This window comes from Streptomyces sirii (assembly GCF_045690365.1).
GTDB lineage: Bacteria > Actinomycetota > Actinomycetes > Streptomycetales > Streptomycetaceae > Streptomyces > Streptomyces sirii.
Genome location: NZ_CP147982.1, coordinates 3,092,659 through 3,112,906, shown reverse-complemented (window position 1 = coordinate 3,112,906; position 20,248 = coordinate 3,092,659). Strand labels below are relative to the sequence as shown.

General features: G+C 65.8%; 21 protein-coding genes. 18 read left to right on the top strand and 3 right to left on the bottom strand.

Annotated elements, in window-relative coordinates:
* Nucleotides 1-704: 704 nt before the first annotated feature.
* From WAB15_RS14085 to WAB15_RS14070, 4 genes are all read left to right on the top strand, one after another.
* Entirely contained in the window at nucleotides 705-2,378 is a 1,674-nt protein-coding gene (locus WAB15_RS14085) for a nucleic acid/nucleotide deaminase domain-containing protein (RefSeq protein WP_407286458.1), read from the top strand.
* Between the two features lie 88 nt (nucleotides 2,379-2,466).
* Nucleotides 2,467-3,036: an SUKH-4 family immunity protein gene (locus tag WAB15_RS14080; protein ID WP_407286457.1), complete on the top strand. Its 570-nt coding sequence runs from the start codon at nucleotides 2,467-2,469 to the stop codon at nucleotides 3,034-3,036.
* Between the two features lie 51 nt (nucleotides 3,037-3,087).
* Complete coding sequence (locus tag WAB15_RS14075) at nucleotides 3,088-3,924, top strand: nucleic acid/nucleotide deaminase domain-containing protein (RefSeq protein WP_407286456.1); 837 nt, start codon at nucleotides 3,088-3,090, stop codon at nucleotides 3,922-3,924.
* Nucleotides 3,925-3,950: 26 nt separating this feature from the next.
* Nucleotides 3,951-5,717, top strand: a complete 1,767-nt coding sequence (locus tag WAB15_RS14070; protein ID WP_407286455.1) for a hypothetical protein — start codon at nucleotides 3,951-3,953, stop codon at nucleotides 5,715-5,717.
* 206 nt (nucleotides 5,718-5,923) lie between these two features.
* Here WAB15_RS14070 and WAB15_RS14065 read toward each other — a convergent pair whose 3' ends face one another.
* Nucleotides 5,924-6,577 (bottom strand): HNH endonuclease family protein, encoded by a 654-nt coding sequence (locus WAB15_RS14065; RefSeq protein WP_407286454.1) that lies wholly within the window; start codon nucleotides 6,575-6,577, stop codon nucleotides 5,924-5,926.
* 230 nt (nucleotides 6,578-6,807) lie between these two features.
* On the opposite strand from WAB15_RS14065, the gene WAB15_RS14060 reads away from it, so the two are divergent.
* The 6 genes from WAB15_RS14060 to WAB15_RS14035 all read left to right on the top strand — a co-directional run bounded on the left by WAB15_RS14060 (nucleotide 6,808) and on the right by WAB15_RS14035 (nucleotide 11,797).
* Nucleotides 6,808-7,314: a hypothetical protein gene (locus tag WAB15_RS14060; protein ID WP_407286453.1), complete on the top strand. Its 507-nt coding sequence runs from the start codon at nucleotides 6,808-6,810 to the stop codon at nucleotides 7,312-7,314.
* Nucleotides 7,315-7,399: 85 nt separating this feature from the next.
* The gene (locus tag WAB15_RS14055) at nucleotides 7,400-8,110 is read left to right on the top strand and encodes an HNH endonuclease family protein (protein WP_407286452.1); all 711 of its coding nucleotides are present in this window, start codon (nucleotides 7,400-7,402) and stop codon (nucleotides 8,108-8,110) included.
* 623 nt (nucleotides 8,111-8,733) lie between these two features.
* Nucleotides 8,734-9,294 (top strand): hypothetical protein, encoded by a 561-nt coding sequence (locus WAB15_RS14050; protein ID WP_407286451.1) that lies wholly within the window; start codon nucleotides 8,734-8,736, stop codon nucleotides 9,292-9,294.
* A gap of 53 nt (nucleotides 9,295-9,347) precedes the next feature.
* Entirely contained in the window at nucleotides 9,348-10,784 is a 1,437-nt protein-coding gene (locus WAB15_RS14045) for a terminase large subunit domain-containing protein (protein ID WP_407286450.1), read from the top strand.
* 81 nt (nucleotides 10,785-10,865) lie between these two features.
* Nucleotides 10,866-11,345 carry a hypothetical protein gene (locus tag WAB15_RS14040; RefSeq protein WP_407286449.1) on the top strand — a complete coding sequence of 160 codons (480 nt, stop codon included), beginning with the start codon at nucleotides 10,866-10,868 and terminating at the stop codon, nucleotides 11,343-11,345.
* On the top strand, nucleotides 11,342-11,797 hold the full coding sequence (locus WAB15_RS14035; protein WP_407286448.1) for a hypothetical protein: 456 nt from the start codon (nucleotides 11,342-11,344) through the stop codon (nucleotides 11,795-11,797). Before WAB15_RS14040 ends, WAB15_RS14035 begins: the two co-directional genes overlap by 4 nt.
* Nucleotides 11,798-11,838: 41 nt before the next feature.
* Here WAB15_RS14035 and WAB15_RS14030 read toward each other — a convergent pair whose 3' ends face one another.
* Nucleotides 11,839-12,771, bottom strand: a complete 933-nt coding sequence (locus WAB15_RS14030) for a hypothetical protein (RefSeq protein ID WP_407286447.1) — start codon at nucleotides 12,769-12,771, stop codon at nucleotides 11,839-11,841.
* Between the two features lie 97 nt (nucleotides 12,772-12,868).
* Between WAB15_RS14030 and WAB15_RS14025 the strand changes: the two genes are divergently transcribed.
* The 8 genes from WAB15_RS14025 to WAB15_RS13990 all read left to right on the top strand — a co-directional run bounded on the left by WAB15_RS14025 (nucleotide 12,869) and on the right by WAB15_RS13990 (nucleotide 19,227).
* Nucleotides 12,869-14,629 carry a hypothetical protein gene (locus WAB15_RS14025; RefSeq protein WP_407286446.1) on the top strand — a complete coding sequence of 587 codons (1,761 nt, stop codon included), beginning with the start codon at nucleotides 12,869-12,871 and terminating at the stop codon, nucleotides 14,627-14,629.
* Between the two features lie 65 nt (nucleotides 14,630-14,694).
* On the top strand, nucleotides 14,695-14,910 hold the full coding sequence (locus WAB15_RS14020; protein WP_407286445.1) for a hypothetical protein: 216 nt from the start codon (nucleotides 14,695-14,697) through the stop codon (nucleotides 14,908-14,910).
* 82 nt (nucleotides 14,911-14,992) lie between these two features.
* A complete protein-coding gene (locus WAB15_RS14015) occupies nucleotides 14,993-15,226 on the top strand; it encodes a hypothetical protein (protein ID WP_407286444.1) in 234 nt (77 codons plus the stop codon).
* 1,014 nt (nucleotides 15,227-16,240) lie between these two features.
* On the top strand, nucleotides 16,241-16,951 hold the full coding sequence (locus tag WAB15_RS14010; protein ID WP_407286443.1) for a hypothetical protein: 711 nt from the start codon (nucleotides 16,241-16,243) through the stop codon (nucleotides 16,949-16,951).
* A 96-nt stretch (nucleotides 16,952-17,047) separates the two neighbouring features.
* Entirely contained in the window at nucleotides 17,048-17,464 is a 417-nt protein-coding gene (locus WAB15_RS14005; RefSeq protein ID WP_407286442.1) for a head decoration protein, read from the top strand.
* Nucleotides 17,465-17,478: 14 nt separating this feature from the next.
* The gene (locus WAB15_RS14000) at nucleotides 17,479-18,528 is read left to right on the top strand and encodes a major capsid protein (protein WP_407286441.1); all 1,050 of its coding nucleotides are present in this window, start codon (nucleotides 17,479-17,481) and stop codon (nucleotides 18,526-18,528) included.
* Complete coding sequence (locus WAB15_RS13995; RefSeq protein ID WP_407286440.1) at nucleotides 18,528-18,815, top strand: hypothetical protein; 288 nt, start codon at nucleotides 18,528-18,530, stop codon at nucleotides 18,813-18,815. The genes WAB15_RS14000 and WAB15_RS13995 overlap by 1 nt, the downstream gene beginning before the upstream one ends.
* A gap of 79 nt (nucleotides 18,816-18,894) precedes the next feature.
* Nucleotides 18,895-19,227 carry a hypothetical protein gene (locus tag WAB15_RS13990; protein WP_407286439.1) on the top strand — a complete coding sequence of 111 codons (333 nt, stop codon included), beginning with the start codon at nucleotides 18,895-18,897 and terminating at the stop codon, nucleotides 19,225-19,227.
* Between the two features lie 94 nt (nucleotides 19,228-19,321).
* Here the strand turns inward: WAB15_RS13990 and WAB15_RS13985 are convergent, their stop codons facing one another.
* Nucleotides 19,322-20,227 (bottom strand): phosphotransferase family protein, encoded by a 906-nt coding sequence (locus tag WAB15_RS13985; protein ID WP_407286438.1) that lies wholly within the window; start codon nucleotides 20,225-20,227, stop codon nucleotides 19,322-19,324.
* Nucleotides 20,228-20,248: the final 21 nt, after the last annotated feature.

The following is a 20,248-nucleotide window of genomic DNA, read 5'->3' as shown; positions in this document are numbered from 1 at the left end:
TAGTGCCTATATCCGGCATTTTTCTTCGGTGTGACGGGCGTGTCATGCGTGCGCTTGGGGTTCCGAAGCCGACGGAGACTAAGGTCACGGCCCTACCCCTTGGCCCGTCCCGTCCTGCGGGCTTTCAAATCCGCTGCCGCGCGGCTACCCCGAGCACGTCACAGTCGTCCGCAAGATTTCCATGCCCTGCGGGCGTTCAGAGCCGTAGCGGCACAGTGGTCCCGGCTGCATTCCCAGCACGGCTACGAGCTTCCATGCCCTGCGGGCGCGCCCGCCGAGCGAACCCTGCCGAGTACCCCCAAGGGGCCATGCCCTGCGGCCTTTCAGATCCGCTGCGGCCAGACGACATGGACGCCCAGAGCCATCAGTTCGGAGGGCTTCCATGCCCTGCGGGCTTTGGGATTCGTTGCGGCGTGGTCGCCCCACGGCCACCTGCAACAACAGCAAGCTTCCATGCCCTGCAGGCTTTGAGATCCGTTGCTGCTTCCGAACCAGTTCGAGACACTCCGCCGCTACCGCGTTGCCATGCCCTGCGGGCTTTCAAAGCCGTGGTGGTGGTGTAAGCCTAGTGGTTGATCGGAATTCGGGATCTGGACAGTGGTATGGCAGCCAGGCAGGACTTTATCGCATCTTGAGGAACCGTCACCTGGATGACAGCGTCTACCTCACATGCGGGGGTCGGTTGACCAGGGGGTTTGTTTCACGTGGGTGTAGTGCTGCCGGGCTGGGCGGACGAGATTCTCGACATCATCGGCGTTTCATGGCCGAATGTGGATGAGGACGACTACCGCGATATGGCCGATGCGCTGCGGGAGTTCGCGGACGACATCGATGGCGGTGCGAACGAAGCGCATCAAGCCATCCAGAGCCTGGTCGGCTCAGCGGGCGGTTCGCTGGGAGTGGAGGCGCTCAACGCCCACTGGGGCAAGATCAACGGGAGACATCTGAAGGGTCTCGCCGAGTGTGGGCGCCTGGCCGCGACAGCCATGGATGGCGTGGCTGTGCTCATCGAGGGTGCCAAAATTGCCGCAATCGTCCAACTCGGCATTCTCGCCGCCGAGGTGGTCGCAGCTCAGGTCGCGGCGCCCTTCACGTTCGGCCTCTCCGAACTAGGAGCACTGGCGGGCACGCAGGCTACGCGCCTTGCCGTACGCAGGATCATCAAAGAGGTCTGCCAGCAGGTTGTCGAGCAGGTGGTCAGCGCCGCCCTGACGCCCGTCGAGGAAGCTCTCGGCGCGATGGTCGGCGACTTGGTGGTGCAGCTCGGGGCCAACGCCCTTGGTATGCAGAAGGGCGTCGACCTCGGGCATGCGGCCCAGGCGGGCAAGGACGCCGGGAAGTCTGCTGCTGCCGATATGCAGCTGTTGAGCGCCGAGGGCGCGAGCGGTAGCAGCGGCGGGGGCGGAAGCGGAGGTGGTGCCGGCGGTGGCTTCACCTTCGATCCTGATGCCCATGACAAGGCTGTCACCGGACTGCAGAGTGCCGGTGGCACCTTCCGCAACAAGGCCGGCGGCAAGCTCGGCCGAGCCAAGAGCCATCACGGGCGCACCCGCGGCAAGGACGTCATCGCCAACGCGGCCGCTCCGATGATCGACAAGGTCATGGACGGACTAGAGAAGGGCGTCAAGAGGACGGCCACACATCTCGACGAGGCCATGACCGGTGGCGTCAAGAAGATGGCCAAGAACCATCGCGACAACGATGATGAGACCGCGCTGTCGATGGCCAAGTTGCGCAAGCGTGACGATGGCACGCCCATGTACCTTCTGGGCGATGACGGATCCGTCCAGCGTCTTCATCCTGACGGGAAGAAGGGGAAGCTCACCGACGAAGACAAGCAGCGCATCGGCCTGAAGTTCAACGGAGACAATGTTGGCCGACCCCAGGAAGGCGAACCTCTTGTCAAACTGGACCCACAGGGCACCAAGCCTCGGCCGCGCCAGCCGTCCAAAAGAGTTGAGCCGGGAAGCACGCAGCTGTCACGAGCCACTCAGATAGCTCGACATTCAAGTGACGCTTACGGGCCCAAGCCGGGGAAGCCGGGCACTCCCAACAACTATGCGGCAGTCCGAATGGACGGTGCAAACGGTCACGGCGACTTCATCATGGTTGGAAGAAGCAGCGGGTTCCGTCACTCCGAGAGGATCGTTGGGTTCCCTGTCCTCCGTGACGGCCAAGAGGGGAGGATGAGGGAGCTGTACACGGAGCGGGGGCCGTGCACTTCCGGTCCGAGATGTGCAGAGTGGATGAACGAGCGACTCTCGCACGTCGACACCACTCACAGCTTCGATTATCCAGAGAATGATTCCAAACCTGCAAGAAAAGCCATGAACGACGACGTTAAAGAATACCTGAACCGCCTGAGAGCAAACAAGTGATTGCGTCGATGCCATCCATTGAATCCATATGTCATCCGAGTGATAAACTCGGTTTGCTCTCATCACGTGTTACAGGTAAGGACACAGCATGACGCCGCCCATTGATCGGACAACACTTGAAGGCGAGTTCAGCTCCGAGGAGTTGGTCACGCTGCCCGAGGGGATGCTTGAAGGAATCGAGCATGAAGCAAGTGTGGACTTCCTGCGCAACGTGGGACTCCCGGTCCGCGCCAACCCCTGGTTCGACCTAATTGACAGGTCCCGGCGAGAGCTCAAGAAGGTGGGCGCCTGCTATGAGGACATGTGGGATCGGTGGACCAACCTCCCGGATAATGCAGCCAACTGGGTCCTGCTCGGCATGATTCCTTACGACGACATCGCCTTGGACGTCGCTACGGGAGTCGTCCAGTGCCTCCCCTCGGATGAAAGCGAGGTGTATCCGCTCAACAAGGACCTGCACTCCTTCGCTCACTTCCTTTACCTGCTGGAGTTGGAGCGGCCGAAGTATGACGAGGAACTGGAGCAAGAGCTCGACCCCGAAGGGGCGGAGCGGCGTCTCACTGCGCAAATGAGGCAGATCGATCCGGCGGCCCTCGATGTACCGCATTCGCGTTGGCACGATATCCTCGAATGGGTTTCTGATCCCGACGCAAGGTAGTGCGGGAGACTGTGGGTTTGAGGCTGCATGCAATCGATCTAGGAGTTATCCATGGCGGCCCTTGAGGGCGAGATGCGGCACTTCGGTCAGGCGGTCGGCGACCCGCTGAGTACGCCGGGTAGTGTCCGCCGACTGGAGCAGGTGGCCGTCCCCTGGCAGGTGGGCCCCTACTTCTCCACCACTGCCGACGCCCCTGTTGTGCTGGGGGCTTATGCGGAAGCCGCCGGCCGGGAGGTGGCCTCGGAAGAGCATCGACTGCTGGCTCGGCTCGGGACCGATCGGGGGACCGAGTTGTGCAGCGACTCTCAGGGTGTGGTGCGGGCTGTGCTGCTCGACTACGACGAGCCATCGCGGTATGTGAATGCCTCTCCGGAGGCCTTCGCGCAGTCCCTCCTCGTTCTGGATGGGGCTCTGCGGGCGATCGTCGGCGCTGATCAGCCTCAGGTCGCCGCACGGGCGTTCGCGGACGCGGAGCAGCGCCTGCGCGACTTGGATCCCATGGCCTTCGCCGACCGCGAGAGCTGGTGGCCGCTCGTCCTGGACGATATTCGAGACACCGCCAGCAGCGAGTGGTACGCCGCCTTCGAGTACGTCGGCGCTGACGGGCAGAAGCAGATCGTCACCAGGGCCGGAGACATCGGTCTCCATCCGGAGGAGCGGCTGTGGTCCGCGCTGAGCGGGTCGGGCGTCGAGGCGGAGCAGGTCTTGAAGGTGCATACCGAGTTGGAGCCGTGCTTCATGCCCGGCCACTACTGCTCACTGTGGATGGCGCAGACGTTCCCCGACGCCGAGATGACACACAACTTCCCCTATGGCGAGACCGCGGAGTCCCGCGCCGAAGGCCTGCGCCTGCTCGCCGAAGCTGCAGCCCAGCCCCCTCAGCAGTAGACGCACAAGAACGGGATGGCAGCACAGTGACGACCACCAGTAGTACTCAGGCGCCCGACCTGGCGCAGTGGCCGCCGCTGGCCGCGGACCGTTCGGCTGCCGGCCAGGCCCTCATCGAGTGGGCCGCCGCGACCGGCGCCGCTCGGCCGCGGTTGTGCCTGCTGCGGGGCGGCCGCGCCAGCGGCAAGAGCCACCTCCTCGCGTGGTTTCTCACCGGCGCGGCTTCCCACCCCGCCACCACGGCCCACGCCACCGTCCCCACCCAGGGCCTGATCACAGATGCGGTCGCCTGGGAGATGGGGCGCCAACTCGGCTACGGCCCCGTACCGCCCCATCGCCTCCTGGAGCGCGTGGCTGCCGATCAACGACCGCTGCTGCTCCTGCTGCCCGACCTTCACTTGGCCGGACGTGGCCCCTCCGACGAGCCGGCAGGCAATCCGCAGACGATCGTCGACGAGTTCGTCCTACCTCTCCTGCAATTCCCCCACGTCCGCGCGGTGGTAGAGACAGGAGAGACGACACTCCTCGCAGACCAAGAGCATCAGGAAGTCGACCTCGGCGCGCTGCCGTTCCCCGGCATCGAACGCCCCGCTGACACACCGCTCAGCTTCGCCGCCCTGCGTGCCATCATTCCGGCAACAGCCGCCGGCAGGCCTATCTGGTCCCAAGCACCCCGCCAATCCCGAGAACGCATACTCGATGCTGCCATCGACGCGGGAGACGGCAGGGCCGTTTCCTCCCTGCTTGCGGATCCGGGGTTCTTGCTCCACGGCTCAGCCGCCGCGATCACCGCCGCGCTTCGCAGCCGCGCCACTGCAGCACCGGCCGGTCTTCGTACGATCTGGGAACGGGCTGCTCCGCAGCTTTCCTCCGTCGAGCACGACATCTCCGAACGGGCAGCCCTGCTGCACGCCGCCTCTCTCGGAGTCAGCCCCAGCCTGAGTGAGTACCTGCGTCCTCTCGCAGAACAGCACCACTGGAGCGCCACCTGGGCACAGCACGGCCAGCCGACCGCGGCGCAGGTCCAACTCCCCCAAGAGGGCGGTCTGTTGGTCTCCGATCTCCTTGGCCGGCTGCACCAGCATGACTCTGCCACGGGACACCGGACGGGAATGCTCCCTGCGCCGGCTGCCCTGCGTCCCTCGGGCATCGCGGCATCCAGTGCCGACGCACTGCTGATTCTCGACGAGACCGGCTCGCTCCATGCCGTCACAGCCGACGAGGACGGACTGGCTGCCACCGTGTTCGGGCACATCGCCTCCCACCACGGACAGGTGTCGCTGACGACGGACACCCATCAGCCCACAGCTATCGGCAGCTGTCCTCACTCGTCCTTGGTGGCTATTGGTGACGCCTACGGAGCTGTGCACCTGTGGTCGCTGAACGAGTACCGCCCGATGCCCCAGTCCTGTCGCCTGCACACGATGCCCGTCACGGCCGTGGTCTGCCTGCAGGTCCCCGAGGAAGAACTGACTTTCGTCATCAGCGCCGCACTCGACGGCTCCATTCGCCTCTGGGAGGCTTCCCAGGCACCGATGGAAACCCCACTCGATCAACGGCCGGCACTCGTCACAGCCCTCGCCGCCGCCACCACGCCTGTCGGCCCCGTCGTCGCCGCCGCGTGGAACGACCAGGAGATCCACCTGTGGCACCTCCTGAGCGGAACAGTCTGCGTACTGCCGCTTCTCTACCGCTGTAACTCCCTCACCCTCACGTCCACAGGACAACTGACCGCCGGTGGCCCGGATGGCTTCCACGCGCTACGACTCGACCTTGACAAACTCTGGGTCTAAACGGGAGTTGCAGAAGCCGCTGCGGCGGCATGGTTGGTATTCGTGACCTGCCATCCTGGGCCGCCACCACGGCCACGGTCACTGACCACCCTGCCAGGCAAGCCGGTGAGACCTGGTGGCCTCACCGGCCGTCCATGGTGCGCCGCAGGCAGAAGCCTGCGGCGCACCGCCGTGTTCAGCCCTCACCATCCCGGTTCTCCTTTGCGCTACACCGGCTCGTACTCGACGACGGTGTCCTCGCAGCCGGTGGCGAGGTCGCGGAGGGTGTCGCGCTCGGCCCGGTCGACGGTCAGCGCCCACCGGAGCTTGGTGGCTGTCCAGTCGGCGAGGTAGGTGCACTGGGCGTCGTCGGCCGGCGGCATCCACTCAGCAGGGTCTTGATCGGCCTTCTGCCGGTTGGTCCTGGCAGTGACGGCGACCAGCGAGCGTTCGGCGCCGAGGTCGTTGGCGTAGGCCTGGCGCCGGGCGGCGGTCCACTGCGAGGCGCCGGAATCCCAGGCTTCGGCGAGGGGGACCATGTGGTCGATGTCGAGGCCGGAGGGGCCGTCGATGATCTGGTCGTCGTAGTACGACCACCAGGTGCCGCCGCTCAGCTTGCAGCGAGGGCCTTCGGTGGGCGGGGTGGTGGCTTCGTCGAGCAGGACTTCGTTGCGGGTGTTGCAGCCGTCCTTGTCCTCGTCGATCCAGTGGCGGAACTTCGTGCGCTCGTAGCCGTCGCGCACTTCGGCGGCTTGGGGGAGGGCTTCGATGGCGTCGTGGAGGCTGAGTGTCTCGGCGGCTTGCGCGGGGGCGATGGTGGTGGCGAGGGGCAGCAGTGCGAGGGCTGCGGCCCCGAGGGCGCGGGCAGTCGTCTTGAGCATGGTCTGTTGATAGCGCCGACGCTCTCGACACAGTAGGGAATCCGGATGGCGGTCACTCGGGGGAGTGGGTTGTCATACCGGCCTCGCTAAACTCGCGGTGGTGTCCTTGCTCGGCCCGTTGAAGGCAGCGGGTCGGTGAAACGGCATCAGCACGAAGCCGATCGCCTGGGCCAGGAAGTCAGGGACGTGGCTCGGGAAGCTGCGGGCTCAGTCCGCCGACAGGAGGCCTGGTGAGTCGTGATGAGGCGCTCAAGGAGCTGAGCCGCATCGCGCACGAGAGAGCGTTCGGCGGGTATTTCGCGTCCGAGACCCTCATTCAGGTCGGTCTGGACGCATTGCTTGCCGGGGTCGAGAGCGAGTCCCTTGCGATGCTGGCCGGCCTCGGCCGCAACGAAGAGCTCGAAGCGCCGGACCTCTTCGACCGGGTGCTGTACGAGCTGGGCCTGGTCGTCGAAGTACCTGCCGATGCCCGGGCTGCGAGGTGGGCACTGGCCTACTGGCTCGCCGGTCAGATGGTGAAAGGCTCCCTCGACCCCGTGGTCGGCGCCTTTCGGATCTGGCGTGACGTCGCCCTGGACTTCGACTACCCCGACACACTGCAGCCACTCATCGTGTGCGCGCATACCCTCGGTGACTGGGACGAGAACTGGGACGTACCCGTCGAAAAGCTCAAGAACGATACGGTCGAGGCAGCTGCATACTTCCTGACCCAGCAACCGCCAGCCGAGCACGACTGACCCCGAACAACATCTTCTGTTGACGCGCCCAGGTGTGATGGGTAGACCCGTGGAGCTGACGTCACCTCACTGACCTGGGAGTCCTATGTATTCCGCACGTCGCTTCGCCGTGCTGGCCTGCCCGTTGCTGATGGTGTCTGTGGCCGCGTGCACTCCTGGGGCGTCCCGCCAGGACGCGAAGCCGCCGTCGTTGGCACCGAGCACTGGCTCGTCCGACGGCAAGAAGAGCGACCTGTCTCTGGCAGAGGCGATAGGCCGGCTAAAGGTGGCTCGCGAGTCCCGCACCGGCTACCAGCGGGACAAGTTCCACCTGTGGATCGACGCCGACCATGACGGCTGCGACACCCGCAAGGAAGTCCTCCTGGCCGAAGCCGTGGTCAAGCCCCGCAAGGGCAAGAACTGCAAGCTCACCAGCGGCAAATGGCGCTCCGCCTATGACGGCAAGACGCTCACCAACGCACGCCAGCTCGACATCGACCACGTCGTACCCCTGGCCGAAGCCTGGGACTCCGGCGCCTCGAAGTGGACCGCTGAACGCCGCGAGCATTACGCCAATGACCTGGATGCCGAGCGCGGCCTCATCGCGGTCAGCCTCGGCTCCAACCGCTCCAAAGGCGACAAGGACCCGGCCGAGTGGATGCCGCCTGCCAAGGACGATACCTGCACCTACGCCACCGACTGGGTCGCCACCAAGCTCCGGTGGAAGCTGACCGCCGACCGCGCCGAGGTCAAAGCCCTGCGCACGGTCGCTGCTGGGTGCAAGAATGCAAAGGTCACGTTCCGGTCGGCGCCATAGGCCCCTTCCCACTGTCGAGCTGCGGACACAGGGACGCAAGAGCCGGTACCGCACCAGCGGTACCGGATCTACGGCAGTTTCACGCGTGAGGTGAAGGCTGGCCGAGTCGAGCTCGCAGAGGCGGGCCCCGCAATCGCTCTGCCTCGCCCAGGCCCTGCAGGTAAGACTCTGAGGCAGCCGTCCCTGCGTCGTCCACGACGGCTCTGCGGTGCGACCTCCGACTCCTGCACCGTTCGAATCGCAGCGAACTGCACACGCTGCTCAAACCGGTGAACAACTGCTGCTGGTTCTTGGGTTCTGGCTCAACTTCTGTGATGACGCTCCAACGCTCGGTGGATCGGGTCGGCGAACGCGGGGAACCGGCAGGTCAGAGCGTTGGTCCGACGCGACCACGAACGCGCACAGCGCAGCTCCACAAGAGTTGAGCCAGAACCGGTTCTTGGGAACCGAGCCCTCCTTCGCCGCCCCCTCCGCGGCCTCCACCCCACCCAGGCCCATGATGCGGGAGAGCACGTTCATCGACATGATCGAACGCGGCAGCTGCCCCCACTGCCACGCACGGCATCCCCCAACCCGTCAGACACGGCCTAGGCTGAGTGCCATATGTGGCTGGTATGCGGCGCATGGGGGAGAAGGAAGGCTGTCCGGTGGATCACCGGGGCGCCGTTGACGTGTGGGAGCGGCAGGCGCGCGAATCTCCCCAGGCGTTTGAGGCGTTCGCTGCGTACCGCGATCTTGGTCCCGCGCGGAGTATCACGAAGGTAGTCCAGCAGTTGGGCAAGTCTCGGGCTCTACTGAGCCGCTGGTCGAGTCAGTACGCCTGGGTGATGCGGGCGAGTGCGTACGACCGGGAGCAGGATCGTCTGTTCCTGGCTGAGCAGCAGCAGGCGCGGCGTGATGTTGCCCGTCGGCATGCGAAGTTGGCGCAGGCGTTCTTGGGTAAGGCGGTTGCTCGGCTTCAGGGGTTGGACCCGCGTGAGCTGTCGCCGTCGGAGCTGCTGCGGTATTTCCAGGTGGCTGCGGAGATCGAGCGTCGTGCGGCTGGTGAGGAGATGGCCGGTGGCGGTGAGCGCGACAAGCCGGAGGGCGCGGATCTTGAGTCGCTGAGTGACGAAGATCGCCGGAGCCGTATGGAGTTGCTGCGGCGGGAGTTGGAGCGGCGTCTTGCGGAGGGCGCGCAGTGAGTGGTGGTTGGGCGAAGCGGCGGGCGATTGAGGGTCTGGTTGATCCGGGCGTGATGAGCCTGGAGCAGCTGCGGTCCGAGGTCGCGGCGCTGGTGCGTGCTGATGAGGTGTCGGCGCGTCGGTGGGCGTGCGAAGTGCCGGATTGCGATGGGCTGCCGCATGAGGGGTGGCTGCACCATCACGCCCGTGCGGCTCAGCGGCGGCCGTTGTGGCTGTGGACGGTGTGGATGCTGCTCACTGGTCGTGGTTGGGGGAAGTCGCGGACGGCTGCGGAGGCGGTGCGGGAGTGGGCGAGGACTCCGGGGTTGCAGATTGCGGTGGTGGCGAAGAACGCGACGCTGGTGCGCGACATCTGTTTCGACTCCCCGAAGTCGGGGCTGCTGTCGGTGTTCCCGCCTGAAGAGGTGGCGAAGTACAACTCGTCGCTGGGCGAGACGACGCTGTGGTTGAAGAACGGCACGCTGATTCGTGGGTTCGGTGCGGAGACGCCGGACAACCTGCGTGGCTGGGCGTTCGACAAGGCCTGGCTGGATGAGTACGCGGCTTGGTCGCGGCACACAGCGCAGGAGGTCTACGACATGATCTGGTTCTGCCTGCGTGAGGCGGAGTCGCCGCAGGTGGTGATCTCTACGACGCCGAAGCCGCTGCCGCATGTGAAGCGGCTTGTCGAGCGTGGTCGGACGCAGGAGAAGCAGCATCGCGAGGGTGGAGAGCCGCCGCGGGTGGTGCTCACGCGTGGGCACATGCGGGAGAACGACGCGAACCTGTCGGCTGCGGCGCGGGCCGAGCTGGAGGAGGACTACGCCGGCACCCGGCTGGGGCGGCAGGAGCTATCGGGTGAGCTGCTTGAGGACGTGGAGGGAGCGTTGTGGAAGGGCTGGATGCTGGAGGTTGAGGGTTTCCGGCCTCGGCCTGAGCATCTGCCTGACCTCCAGCGCCTAGTGGTGGCCGTGGACCCGGCGACGAAGTCTCATGAGAACGCGGACATGACGGCGTTCACGGTGGCGGGACGTGGCTGGCCGGTGGAGACGATGTTCGGGGACGACCGGCCCCGCGGGTACCTGCTGCATGCGGAGCAGGACCGGCATACGCCGACGCAGGCGATGAAACGGGCCGCCGCGCTGTATCACGAGCACCGGGCGGACTGCGTGGTCATCGAGGCGAACAACGGCGGCGACTACTTGCCGGCGCTGCTGGAGCAGGTGGACCCGACGGTGAACTGGCGGATTGTTCACGCCACGCGGGGGAAACGGGCGCGGGCGGCTCCGGTGGCGCAGTTGTACGAGCAGGCTCGGGTGTCGCATGTGGGTCCGGCTCGGCTGTTCGCGGAGCTGGAGGAGCAGATGACCACGTTTGTCGGGCAGGGGGAGACGGAGGATTCCCCGGACCTGTTGGACTCGGCGGTGTGGGCGTTGTGGGATCTGTTCCTCGACCCAGCGATGCCGCCTCCGAGAGGCGGGGACGATCAGAGGCTTGCGGGACGACGTTAGTGAACGGCTCTCGTGCCTGGCCCGTGTGTGGAAGGGTGTGGGCAGTTTGGTGTCGCAATCTAGGGCGGCGGGGAGGGCGTGGTGGGGGAGTGGATCTCGAAACTGATCGGCATAGCACCGGTCGTCGCGACCGCGGTGGTGCAGATGGCGCTGTGGCCTCGCCTGAGGAAGACGGGACGAACGGGCTGGGAGCTTGCCCGTGAAGAGGGCGAAAGTGCGACCGACGCGCAAAACCTCGTGCTTGGACGGTCTGCGACGGTGATCTCCACCTCCGGTCCCGCTGGGACGGGAAAGAGCAAGATTCTGTCCGATGGCTTCGACTTGGGCACGAGTGAGCGCCTTTTTTTCCTCTCGGCGAGGCTTCTGGAAGGCCACACGCCGAAGGAGAGGGGTGCGCCGCCGGACTTGTTCAAAGTGGCGGAGGATAGAGACGCCATTTCCGGGGTGGTGCGTTTGCACGAGGGGTTTGACGCACTTTTCCGTGCGCTTGGCCCCCCTCCAGATGGTGGGCTCAATGAGTTGGAGAGCCTCGGAAGCGGCGGCGGGGGGGAAGCTCAGTGAGTCAGGAAAGTGGAACCTCGGCGCGGCAGCCGACCGGGTTGGACATCGCCATGCAGTGGGCGGAGCTTCCGGCTGAGCATATGAAGATTGCTTTGGATGCGCTGGAGCCGCAGTTGCGGCGTGAGCATGAGATGCGTGTGCTTCAGCAGAAGGCCGAGCAGAAGTTGGCGTTGGAACAGGTGCGCGCTCAAGAAGCCGCAGCGAAGCGGGCGCACGTGTTGTACCTCACCGGTTTGATCGCTGGTTTCGTGATCGCCGTAGCGATGTTGAGTGGCGCTGTTGTGGTTGGTATCAATAATCAGCCTTGGCTTGCTGCGATGCTGTCAGGGCCGAGTGTGTTGGCACTGGCGACGGTCTTTGTGTTGCGGCGAAGTGAACAGGGTCAAGCGCATGCGGTTGCGGCAGCACAGCGTTCCGCGCTGAATGCAGCGCAACAGCCGCCCGTGGTCTGAAAGCTGGCCGGCGCGTACTCGCTGGCTGGCTTGGTGTGAAGTCAGAGGGTTGTGTCGATGCGAGAGGCGCATGCTTGGGCCAGCAGTTGGAGTTCTGCGCGGGCCTGTGCGACGAACTGCTGCCCCTGTGGTGTGTCGACGATTGCCATGTTCACCATGCCGTGGAGTCGCTGCCTGTTCGAGATGGGGAGTACTACGGTGCCATGTAGCGGCAGTCCGGTCTCGATCCGGTTCTCCAGCAACTGATCTAGTTTCTGCCATTCGTGTCGGGCGGTGTCTTTGCGGGAGTTTACTTCGGCGGTTGTGGCCGATGTCAGGTTGTCGAGCGCCAGGATGAGCGTTCGCGCTTGACTGTTGATCTGGGTGCAGATTTTCCTTGCGCGAGAGTGGACTTTTAAGCAGGCGGCGCCTGCTGCGAGATATGTGCCCATCGTGAAGCTGAAGTTGGCATTCTGCTGGCTGGACTCCGACCGAACCATGGGGAGGACGAGGTTGAGGGCCATAGTTCCCGCGACGATGGCGATGATGCGGAAGGCGACTCTCTGGGTGATGCGCGTACGCAGCTGGGTCAGCCGGATCGGGTCCGTGTATCTGCCGTCTCCGGTGAAGAAGTAGTTGGCCATGGCCACGAGGGTGAGCAGCATTACCCCTGCTGTGCGGTCGACCGTCAGAATCCATCCGGCGAGAGCAGCCAGCATGAGGTAGCTGACTGTAAACGTGACTTTGCGTAGGGTGGCCAAGCGGTTCTTCGTGTTCGGTTCGAGGTAAGCGGATACTCCGGTTCCCAGGATCACGAAGGCTGCCAGAGAGAGGAGCGAGCCGATGATGATGCTCGACTTCCAAAGTAGAGGCATCGCGATCTTGATTGCCATACCGCTGAGGAAGTAGGTGATCCCGGCTATGCCCGCTGCCCAGAGTCGGCGTTTGGGAGGGATGCGCCCAAGCTGAGCCTGGAGCCGATCGAACGTCGTCATGAGTGGAGAAACGATCAGCTGTCCAGGCTCGGTTCCGCTGGGCCCTCTGTGCCACGGTAGTGTGCCTTCACGGCGCGGGGCCGATTGCCGGGAGGGCATGGTGGGCCTGCGTCAATTCGTGATCGATGCTTGGTCGTGGCTGAACTACAAGCCGGTGATGGCCGATGTGGCGCGTCCGGGGAACCTGTCGTTTCCGGAGTTGGCCGCTACGTGGATGCCGGCGGAGGAGTTGCGGCGTCTGGCTGCCTACAAGGTGCTGGCCGCATACGACAACAACCAGGCCGGTCAACTGGCGGCCGCCTCAGGTGATGAGGCGGCGCTGGAGCGGCGGGAGCTGGGCGACGCTGCGAATCTGGTGGATACCGCGCTGGGCTATCTGCTGGGCTCGGAACAGAAGATCACGGTGGAGGGTGCGCAACACGCGGAAGGCGCGGAGGGAGAGGCGCCGAAGCCGGGTGCGACGGAGGCCGCCGCGCTGCAGGAGCGTCTGCGGACGTGGGCGGGCAAGGAGCTGCTGACGCTGCGCATCCAGCAGGCTGAGCGCGCCGCGGTGCTGCTGGGCGACAGCGTGTATGTGCTGGCGTGGAATCCGGAGAAGCGGCGGCCGACGCTGCGGGTCTACGATCCGGGGTTCTTTTTCCCGCAGTGGGAGGACGAGGACGCTGATTTCCCCTCGCGGGTTCATCTGGCGTGGGAGCTTCCGGAGGACCGGGACACGGGGCTGAAGGCGCGGGTGCGACGGGTGACGTACGAGCTGGGGCCGGTGTCCGAGGATGACGAGAGCCTTGTGCGGCTGTACCCGTGGGATCCGGGGCGTCCGTCGCGGATGACGTGCTACCTGACGGACGCGGAGTGGCTGCTGGAGGACATCAAGCGGGGCGAGACGCTGGACCGCCTGCCGATCGACAAAGCGGCGTTCAGGGTGCGGCCGGACGGTACCGAGCTGAACCGTCTGGATCTGATGATCGACTTCGTGCCGGTCATCCACATCACGAACACGATTCCCGATGGTGGGGAGCACTGGGGCCGTTCTGCGGTAGCGCGTGTGCTCCAGGGCCTGGATGAGCTGGCGGCCACGGACTCGGACAGCTCGGCTGCGTCGGCGACTACGGGTACGCCGATCATCGGGCTCGCGGGGGCGCGGCTGCCGGTGGACCGGGCGACGGGCAAGCCGGAGAAGTTGAAGGTGGAGGCTGGCGCGGTCTGGCAGCTCGGGGACACAGGACGGATGGATGCCCTGGACACCTCACCGCAGTTGGCGGAGTTGCGGGCGCGGGTGGAGCACCTGCTGGACCGGATCGCGGCCAACAGCCGGATCACGGCGGCGGGACTGGGGACGCTGGACGCTTCCGAGGTGCCGTCGGGCTACGCGCTGAAGTTGGCGCTGGGGCCGTTGGATGCGCTGGTCGGCATGATGCGGCTGGCCAGGGAACACAAGTACAGGCTCCTGTTCAAGATGGTGCAGCGGCTGCACCAGGCCGGCCGGGCGCCGGGGTGGTCGGCCGGGGAGTCGTTCCCGGCTCGTCTGGCGTGGGCGCCGCACGCCCCGACGGACCGGGCGGCGGTGCTGGAGGAGGTGGTGCAGGCGTTCGGTGCTGGGGTGCTTTCTCTGGAGACCGCGGTGGCGATGCTGGTGGAGGCGGGTTACCCGATCCGGGACGCGGCTGAGGAGGTGGCGCGGATTCGGCAGAGCGCGCAGCGGGAGTCGCAGGTGCGGATGGAGGAAGCGGCGGCTGCGCGGGGTGGCGCGGATGATGGGCAGCCGCAGGATGAGGCAGCCGGTGGCGAGGAGGAGGCTGCCGGACAGGAGCAGGGGCAGGCGTTTGGCTTTGCTGCGGGGGTGTCGGGGCGGCAGTGACTGGGCTGAGCGCCGGGTTGTCGTCTCGGTGTGCGTGGGGGGTGGTGTGGGCGCAGGCTGGGGGTATGGCTGCGCCGATCGTTGTGCACCCGCCGTCGCCGACAGGTGGGCGCCGTGTGAGTGCCCGTGGGGAGATCCTCGGTTTGGCGCATGGTGTCGCCGATCTCTTGGAGTTTCTACGCCGCGCTGGATTGGACCCGGACACGATCCATCTTGATGACTCCGGGGCCATTGAGTGGCGTGGCGGTGGCCCGGACGTGTGGGGCGGCGAAGCGGGCTGAGGTTATCCACAGGGGTCGCGGGTGCGCTCGGTTGCGCCCTACCGTGACGGCTCAGCCGATCACGGGGGGCGCGGTGTGCGGGATGGTGTTCGAGGAGCTGGCTGTCGAGGTCATGGCCGACCTGCCGAGCGACCTGGCCCGGTATGAAGTACTGGCGCTCGTTGATCGGGTGCGGCTGGATCCACGTGCGTGGGCGGATGTACGGGATGTCGGCTCTGTTGAAGAGATTCGTGAGGCGTTCGGTACGCATTGCTGGGTGCAGTACACGCCGCATGCGGGAGCGATTGAGGTGCGCGAGATCGGGTGGGTTGGGTGAAGGTGCCCGCCGGAGGCAGCTGCTACGCGGGGTGCGTAGGACGAGACGAGCGACCACGACGAGGAGCTCTAGGCACAAGGCGGGGGTGAGAATGCGCAAATGACCTAGGGCAGGAAGCCACCAGATTCGGTACCAGGATCAAGGGGTACGTCGGAGCCTTGTCGATATGCGGGACGTAGCCACAGGGCCGATAATGGGTAATGGTGGTTGGGCCTATGGCGATCTCGCGCTAACGCCTTGATGACAGGGGGCAGTTATGCCCACCTCTATCCAACTCCTCCTCACGTTGGCTGTTCTGGTACTGGCCGTCGGTATTGTTTTGGGGCTCTTTGTGGGCCCGCGGCACTCGGCGCCCGCCGTAGAGCGAGTCCGGGCTTTGGCTGGTCTCCTGGTCGTCCTGGTTGCTGACGCAGTCATCCTCATTATCGTGATCTGGGCGGTCGGCAGTTGGGCTGGTACGGAGCCCGTAGCGGCCGCTGCCTTGGTTGGCAGCGCGTTTGCTGTGTTGAGCACCATCACCACGGCTTACCTCGGCATCAGGGCGGTGGCCAATACTGCCCAAGCTCTCAAAGCGCCTGAAACGCGCGAGGGTAAGGACCCAGAGCCACCTTCCCCGGCTGGTTCCGAGGTCCTGCCCTCAGCCCCGACCACGGATCTGGCCGGGGCCCAGACTGAAGCCGGGCCTGAAGGCGAGAACGAAACCCCGGAGCCTCCCTCGGGCGTCAGGGGAACTACGGCGGACACATCCGGAACCAGGAAGGCCCCCAAAACCAAAGCTAAGAGGGGGATCTATGGATTTCGGCAGACCTCCAAAACTCCGAAGGACCCCCGCGAAAGAGTGCCGGGCGGCCGGCCTAGGAGGAGAAGCCAAGGAAATGATGGCTAGTTTCGGTGCTTTCGCGACGGGTACGTGCAACGTCTCGACGTTTGCTGCAGCTGAACGCACAGGGAGCGGTGTCGGCGCTGGTGGCTACACTGGTCGGCAGCGCGGGGGCGCGCATCAGGAGGAGTTGTATGGTCCGGGCCCTGCCGCCTCGCCGCCCTGTTGGGTTTCGCCGTGATGGGCGGCCGATCTTCCCGATCTGTGGAGCCTCGTCGGAGGACGAGACGAACGACCAGCTGGACGATGGAGCCGAGGACGGCGGCCAGGAGCAGCAGGTCACGGTGACCCAGGATCGTCTGGGGAAGATGCTGACTCGGGAGAAGGCCCAGGGTGAACGGGCCGCGATTAAGCGCCTGTTGTCGACTCTCGGGTTCGATACGCCGAAGGCGTTGGCGGAGTTCGTGACCGTGCAGCGGGAGGCTGAGCAGGCCGCGCTGTCGGAGGTCGAGCGGCGTGAACAGCAGGCGGCTGAGCGGGAGTTGCAGGCTGCTCGGCGTGAGGAGCTTGCCGCTGAGAGGGAGCGGGCTGCGCTGCGCCGGGCTGCGCTGGTGTCACTCGGCGCGGAGGGCGATGATCTCGTGGATGCGGAACGGCTCCTGGCTGTCGATGACGAGGACGCTGAAGAGCCGCAGTTCCAGGCGGCGGCCGAGGCCCTGAGGGCGCGGCGCCCGGAGTTGTTCGGGGAGGTCCGCAGGCAGGTGCCGGCGGCCCCCGCGGGTGCCCCGGCCGGGCGCGGGCCGACGCGTACGGCGTCGGTGCAGAGGGCGGGCGCGGCCGGGCTGGAGATGGCCCGTCGGCGGGGGTTGATCGTTCCCAGGTCAGCGACGCCCGCTGACCGGTAGATGAGCTGTGGGGACCACGCCCCCTCGACTTCGTGGACGGCATCGCCCCCATGGGCGGTGTGCGGATTCTGACCGCAACGTCCATGGAGACACGGCATGACCATCCAGCCTGTCGAGAAGTCCGAGTACCTGACCGCCAACCGCGAGTGGCTGGCGGCACTGCACGGTACGGATTCGATCGACACGATCACCCTCGACCTGTCGCTGTTCACCGAAGGAGTGCACTACGAGTGCGGTGACGGCTGCGACCCGTATGGTCGGGTTCTGTCCGGTGTGCCGGTCGGCAGGGTCGCGGAGTCGGGCCTGTACGGGCCGTACGACCCGGAGGCGCACTGCGGCCGTCAGGTGCTGCGAGGGTTCGTGATCGCGGAGGCACCGTTCGCGCCGGGGCAGACGCGGGTGCCGGCCGCGCTGCTGTGGCATGGCGCGGTGAAGGCGTCGAAGGTGCCGGGCGGCATCGACGTGTCGCAGCTGGTGTGGCACCCGCGTGCCGCACAGATCCGGTTCGTGTGAGCGGGGTCTGAGCTGTGACGATTCAGGACCTGTTGAAGGACGTCTCGGTCGCGGACCTGACGACGTTCGCGAGGGCGATCCCGTCGCCGAAGGACTTCCTTCTCACGCAGACGATCTTCCCGACGTTTGAGCTGCGCGAGGTTAAGTGGCGCACGAAGGACTCGGGCCGGTATGTGAACGTCGCGAAGTACCGGGCGTTCAACGCCTCGGTTCCGTTCGCGACGCGTGAGGCGTGGCAGACCTCCCGTGAGGGTGCGCTGCCCGCGCTGGGCCAGAAGCTGATCGTCTCGGAGCAGGAGCAGATCCTGCTGGAGGCGTCGCACGGCTCGGACCAGGACCGGCTGATCGAGCTGCTGTATGACGATGTTGAGCGGCATGTGGAGGCGATCCGGTCGCGGCTGGAGCTGGCGGCCGGTGACGTGCTCGCCGACGGGAAGTTCGAGCTGGTGCAGGAAAATGGGCTGACGCTGGAGGTGGACTGGGGAGTACCGGTCGAGAACAAGCCGGTCGCGGCCCGTCCGTGGTCCGATCCGGCGTCGGACCCGATCGCGGACGAGCTGCGGTGGATCCAGCACCTGGACGACATCGGCGCGCCGGAGCCCGAGCTGGTCATCACCAGTCGTAAGGCGTTCTCGTACCTGGCGGTGAACAATGCCTACAGGGCGGCGTACTACGGGTCCGTGAACCCGTCGACGACGCCGACAGCGACGCTGACCCCGCAGCAGATCAACGTGGTGCGCGGCAACTACAACCTGCCGCCGATCACGTTCTACAAGGCCCAGGTACGGGTGGACGGTAAGCCCCGCAAGGTGCTGCCGGAAGACCTGTGGATTCTGGTGCCACCGGACCGTGAGAAGTGGGCACAGACCCAGCTCGGTGTGACGGCCGAGGCCCTGGTCCTCTCACGCGGCACGAACCCGGAGATCATCCGGGAGGACGCGCCGGGCCTGATCATCACCCGCGGCGTTCAGGACGACCCGGTGCAGATCTACACCAAGGGCGCTGCTGTCGGCATGCCGGTGATGCACACGCCGGACGCGCACATCGTCGCGAAGGTGCTGTGATGCCAGTGCCTCGTCTGATCGCTGCCGTGTACGTGAAGGACCCGTCCACTCGGGAGGAGCTGATCCTGCTGCCGGGCGAGTGTCCGGCCCCGGAGATCGCCGCGCTGGTGACGAACCCGGAAGCCTGGGACGCGCCGCTGCACGACGAGGCGGAGGAGGCCGAGCCGCAGCCGGTCGCTGTCGGCGAGCCGCACCCGACCGCGGCCGTGGCCGAGCCGGACCAGGAGCAGGGGGAGGCCGGCGGGAAGAGGACGTCGTCACGGCGGACACGATCGTCCTCCACATAATGCGCTCGCCCGTACGGTCCGGAGCCAGCTATGTCGGTCTGGCTCTGGGCCGTACTTCGTGTTGAGGGATGTGATCCTGGTGGACGAGTTTCAGCGGTCCTGGCTGCTCGCGCAGCTCGGCCCGGACACCGACCCGGCTGACCTGGAGCGTCGGTTCTTCCGGCTGAGGTCGGTGCGCGCGGTCGCGCTCGAGGTACTGGGCGAGCGTCGCGCCAAGCTCCTTGCCGATCCGCTGAAGGTCACTGTGGACGGCGTGGTGACCATGGACCTTCAGGAGAATCTGCGTGGCATCGAGCGGCAGATTGAGCAGGTGCGCCAGGCCCCGGCCCCGGACGATCCTGGAGACGAGGACGACGAGGGGGAGGCGGCGATGGCGGTGACGTGGCTGGTGCCCGCGCGCCGCTACCGGTAGCCGTGGTGGGTACGGCCAGTGAGCGTGGACAGGAGGATCTTCGGCGTGGCGTTGAGGCGCAGCGACGATGGATCACCAATCCTCGCGGCCTGCGTCACAGGATGTTCCACGTGAGTGATGTGTCCTCGCGATGAAGCCCCGTAATGCGGCGATCAATCTCGGCTCGGCTCCCCGGAGCGTGGCTGATCTTTCGGGCGTTGGTTGTGATCATGCGGAGCTCACGTATGTCACGAAGTACGGCGAAGTGGGACCAGAGGGTGACATCAAAACCGTAAGTGTCGGCGAACTCCTTGTAGTGATCAGGGCTGTACCCGAATCGCCGGCAATGGATTTCGAGGGTCACGAGGTCCCACTCCGGCTGGCCGATGGCCACCGTGTCCCAGTCGCAGAGAACGGTGTCGTCGCCATCGAACAGGGCGTTCCGATGCTGCGGGTCACCTTGCACTACGCCCTTGGGCAAGACGTATTCAACAGTGCGGAGGGAATGTTCCAAACAGTCTGCCCGTTCGGCAAGAAAGTGCTTCGTTTCGTCCGGTAGAGCCGTGATGCTGCGGATCGAAGCCCGGATGGCTCCCAGGTTGTCCATGGCCGGGAGGGCGAATGGCGGGATAGGGAGTGAGTGGAGCGCGAAGAGCGGTTTGGCGATCTGGGCCGCTGATAGGGAGTGCTCCGGTTGCGGAAGATAAGTCCAGTAAGTCACTGCATGCCCGTCGACCTGAACTGGTTGATCGGCCACCGGATGCAGAGGGACTGTGGGGAACCCGCGATCCATGAGCCACTGGACGAACCTGGCCGTGCGTCGTACGTTCTCGAACTTCGACCCCCGGCGAGCGACCTTGACCACCACCGGGGCAGTACTGAGCTGTACGACGGCGTTGGTGTGGCCGCGCAGGAGCCGGGCACCCGATGGGTCCAGCCCAACAGCCGAACACGCTTGGTCAAGGACGTACTGAAGTTCGGCCTCGCCGAACCCACCTGGCAGAGATGCGGGTGCAGTCATGGCTCAAGGCTGGCCGACGAT

Bases quoted from the DNA above. Each gene is read 5' to 3' on its own strand.
- WAB15_RS13985 (WP_407286438.1), bottom strand. From the start codon at position 20,227: ATGACTGCACCCGCATCTCTGCCAGGTGGGTTCGGCGAGGCCGAACTT.
- WAB15_RS14045 (WP_407286450.1), top strand. From the start codon at position 9,348: ATGAGCCTGGAGCAGCTGCGGTCCGAGGTCGCGGCGCTGGTGCGTGCT.
- WAB15_RS14020 (WP_407286445.1), top strand. From the start codon at position 14,695: ATGGCTGCGCCGATCGTTGTGCACCCGCCGTCGCCGACAGGTGGGCGC.
- WAB15_RS14025 (WP_407286446.1), top strand. From the start codon at position 12,869: ATGGTGGGCCTGCGTCAATTCGTGATCGATGCTTGGTCGTGGCTGAAC.
- WAB15_RS13995 (WP_407286440.1), top strand. From the start codon at position 18,528: ATGCCAGTGCCTCGTCTGATCGCTGCCGTGTACGTGAAGGACCCGTCC.
- WAB15_RS14080 (WP_407286457.1), top strand. From the start codon at position 2,467: ATGACGCCGCCCATTGATCGGACAACACTTGAAGGCGAGTTCAGCTCC.
- WAB15_RS14010 (WP_407286443.1), top strand. From the start codon at position 16,241: ATGGTCCGGGCCCTGCCGCCTCGCCGCCCTGTTGGGTTTCGCCGTGAT.
- WAB15_RS14030 (WP_407286447.1), bottom strand. From the start codon at position 12,771: ATGACGACGTTCGATCGGCTCCAGGCTCAGCTTGGGCGCATCCCTCCC.
- WAB15_RS14015 (WP_407286444.1), top strand. From the start codon at position 14,993: ATGGTGTTCGAGGAGCTGGCTGTCGAGGTCATGGCCGACCTGCCGAGC.
- WAB15_RS14065 (WP_407286454.1), bottom strand. From the start codon at position 6,577: ATGCTCAAGACGACTGCCCGCGCCCTCGGGGCCGCAGCCCTCGCACTG.
- WAB15_RS14005 (WP_407286442.1), top strand. From the start codon at position 17,048: ATGACCATCCAGCCTGTCGAGAAGTCCGAGTACCTGACCGCCAACCGC.
- WAB15_RS14075 (WP_407286456.1), top strand. From the start codon at position 3,088: ATGGCGGCCCTTGAGGGCGAGATGCGGCACTTCGGTCAGGCGGTCGGC.
- WAB15_RS14050 (WP_407286451.1), top strand. From the start codon at position 8,734: ATGGGGGAGAAGGAAGGCTGTCCGGTGGATCACCGGGGCGCCGTTGAC.
- WAB15_RS14055 (WP_407286452.1), top strand. From the start codon at position 7,400: ATGTATTCCGCACGTCGCTTCGCCGTGCTGGCCTGCCCGTTGCTGATG.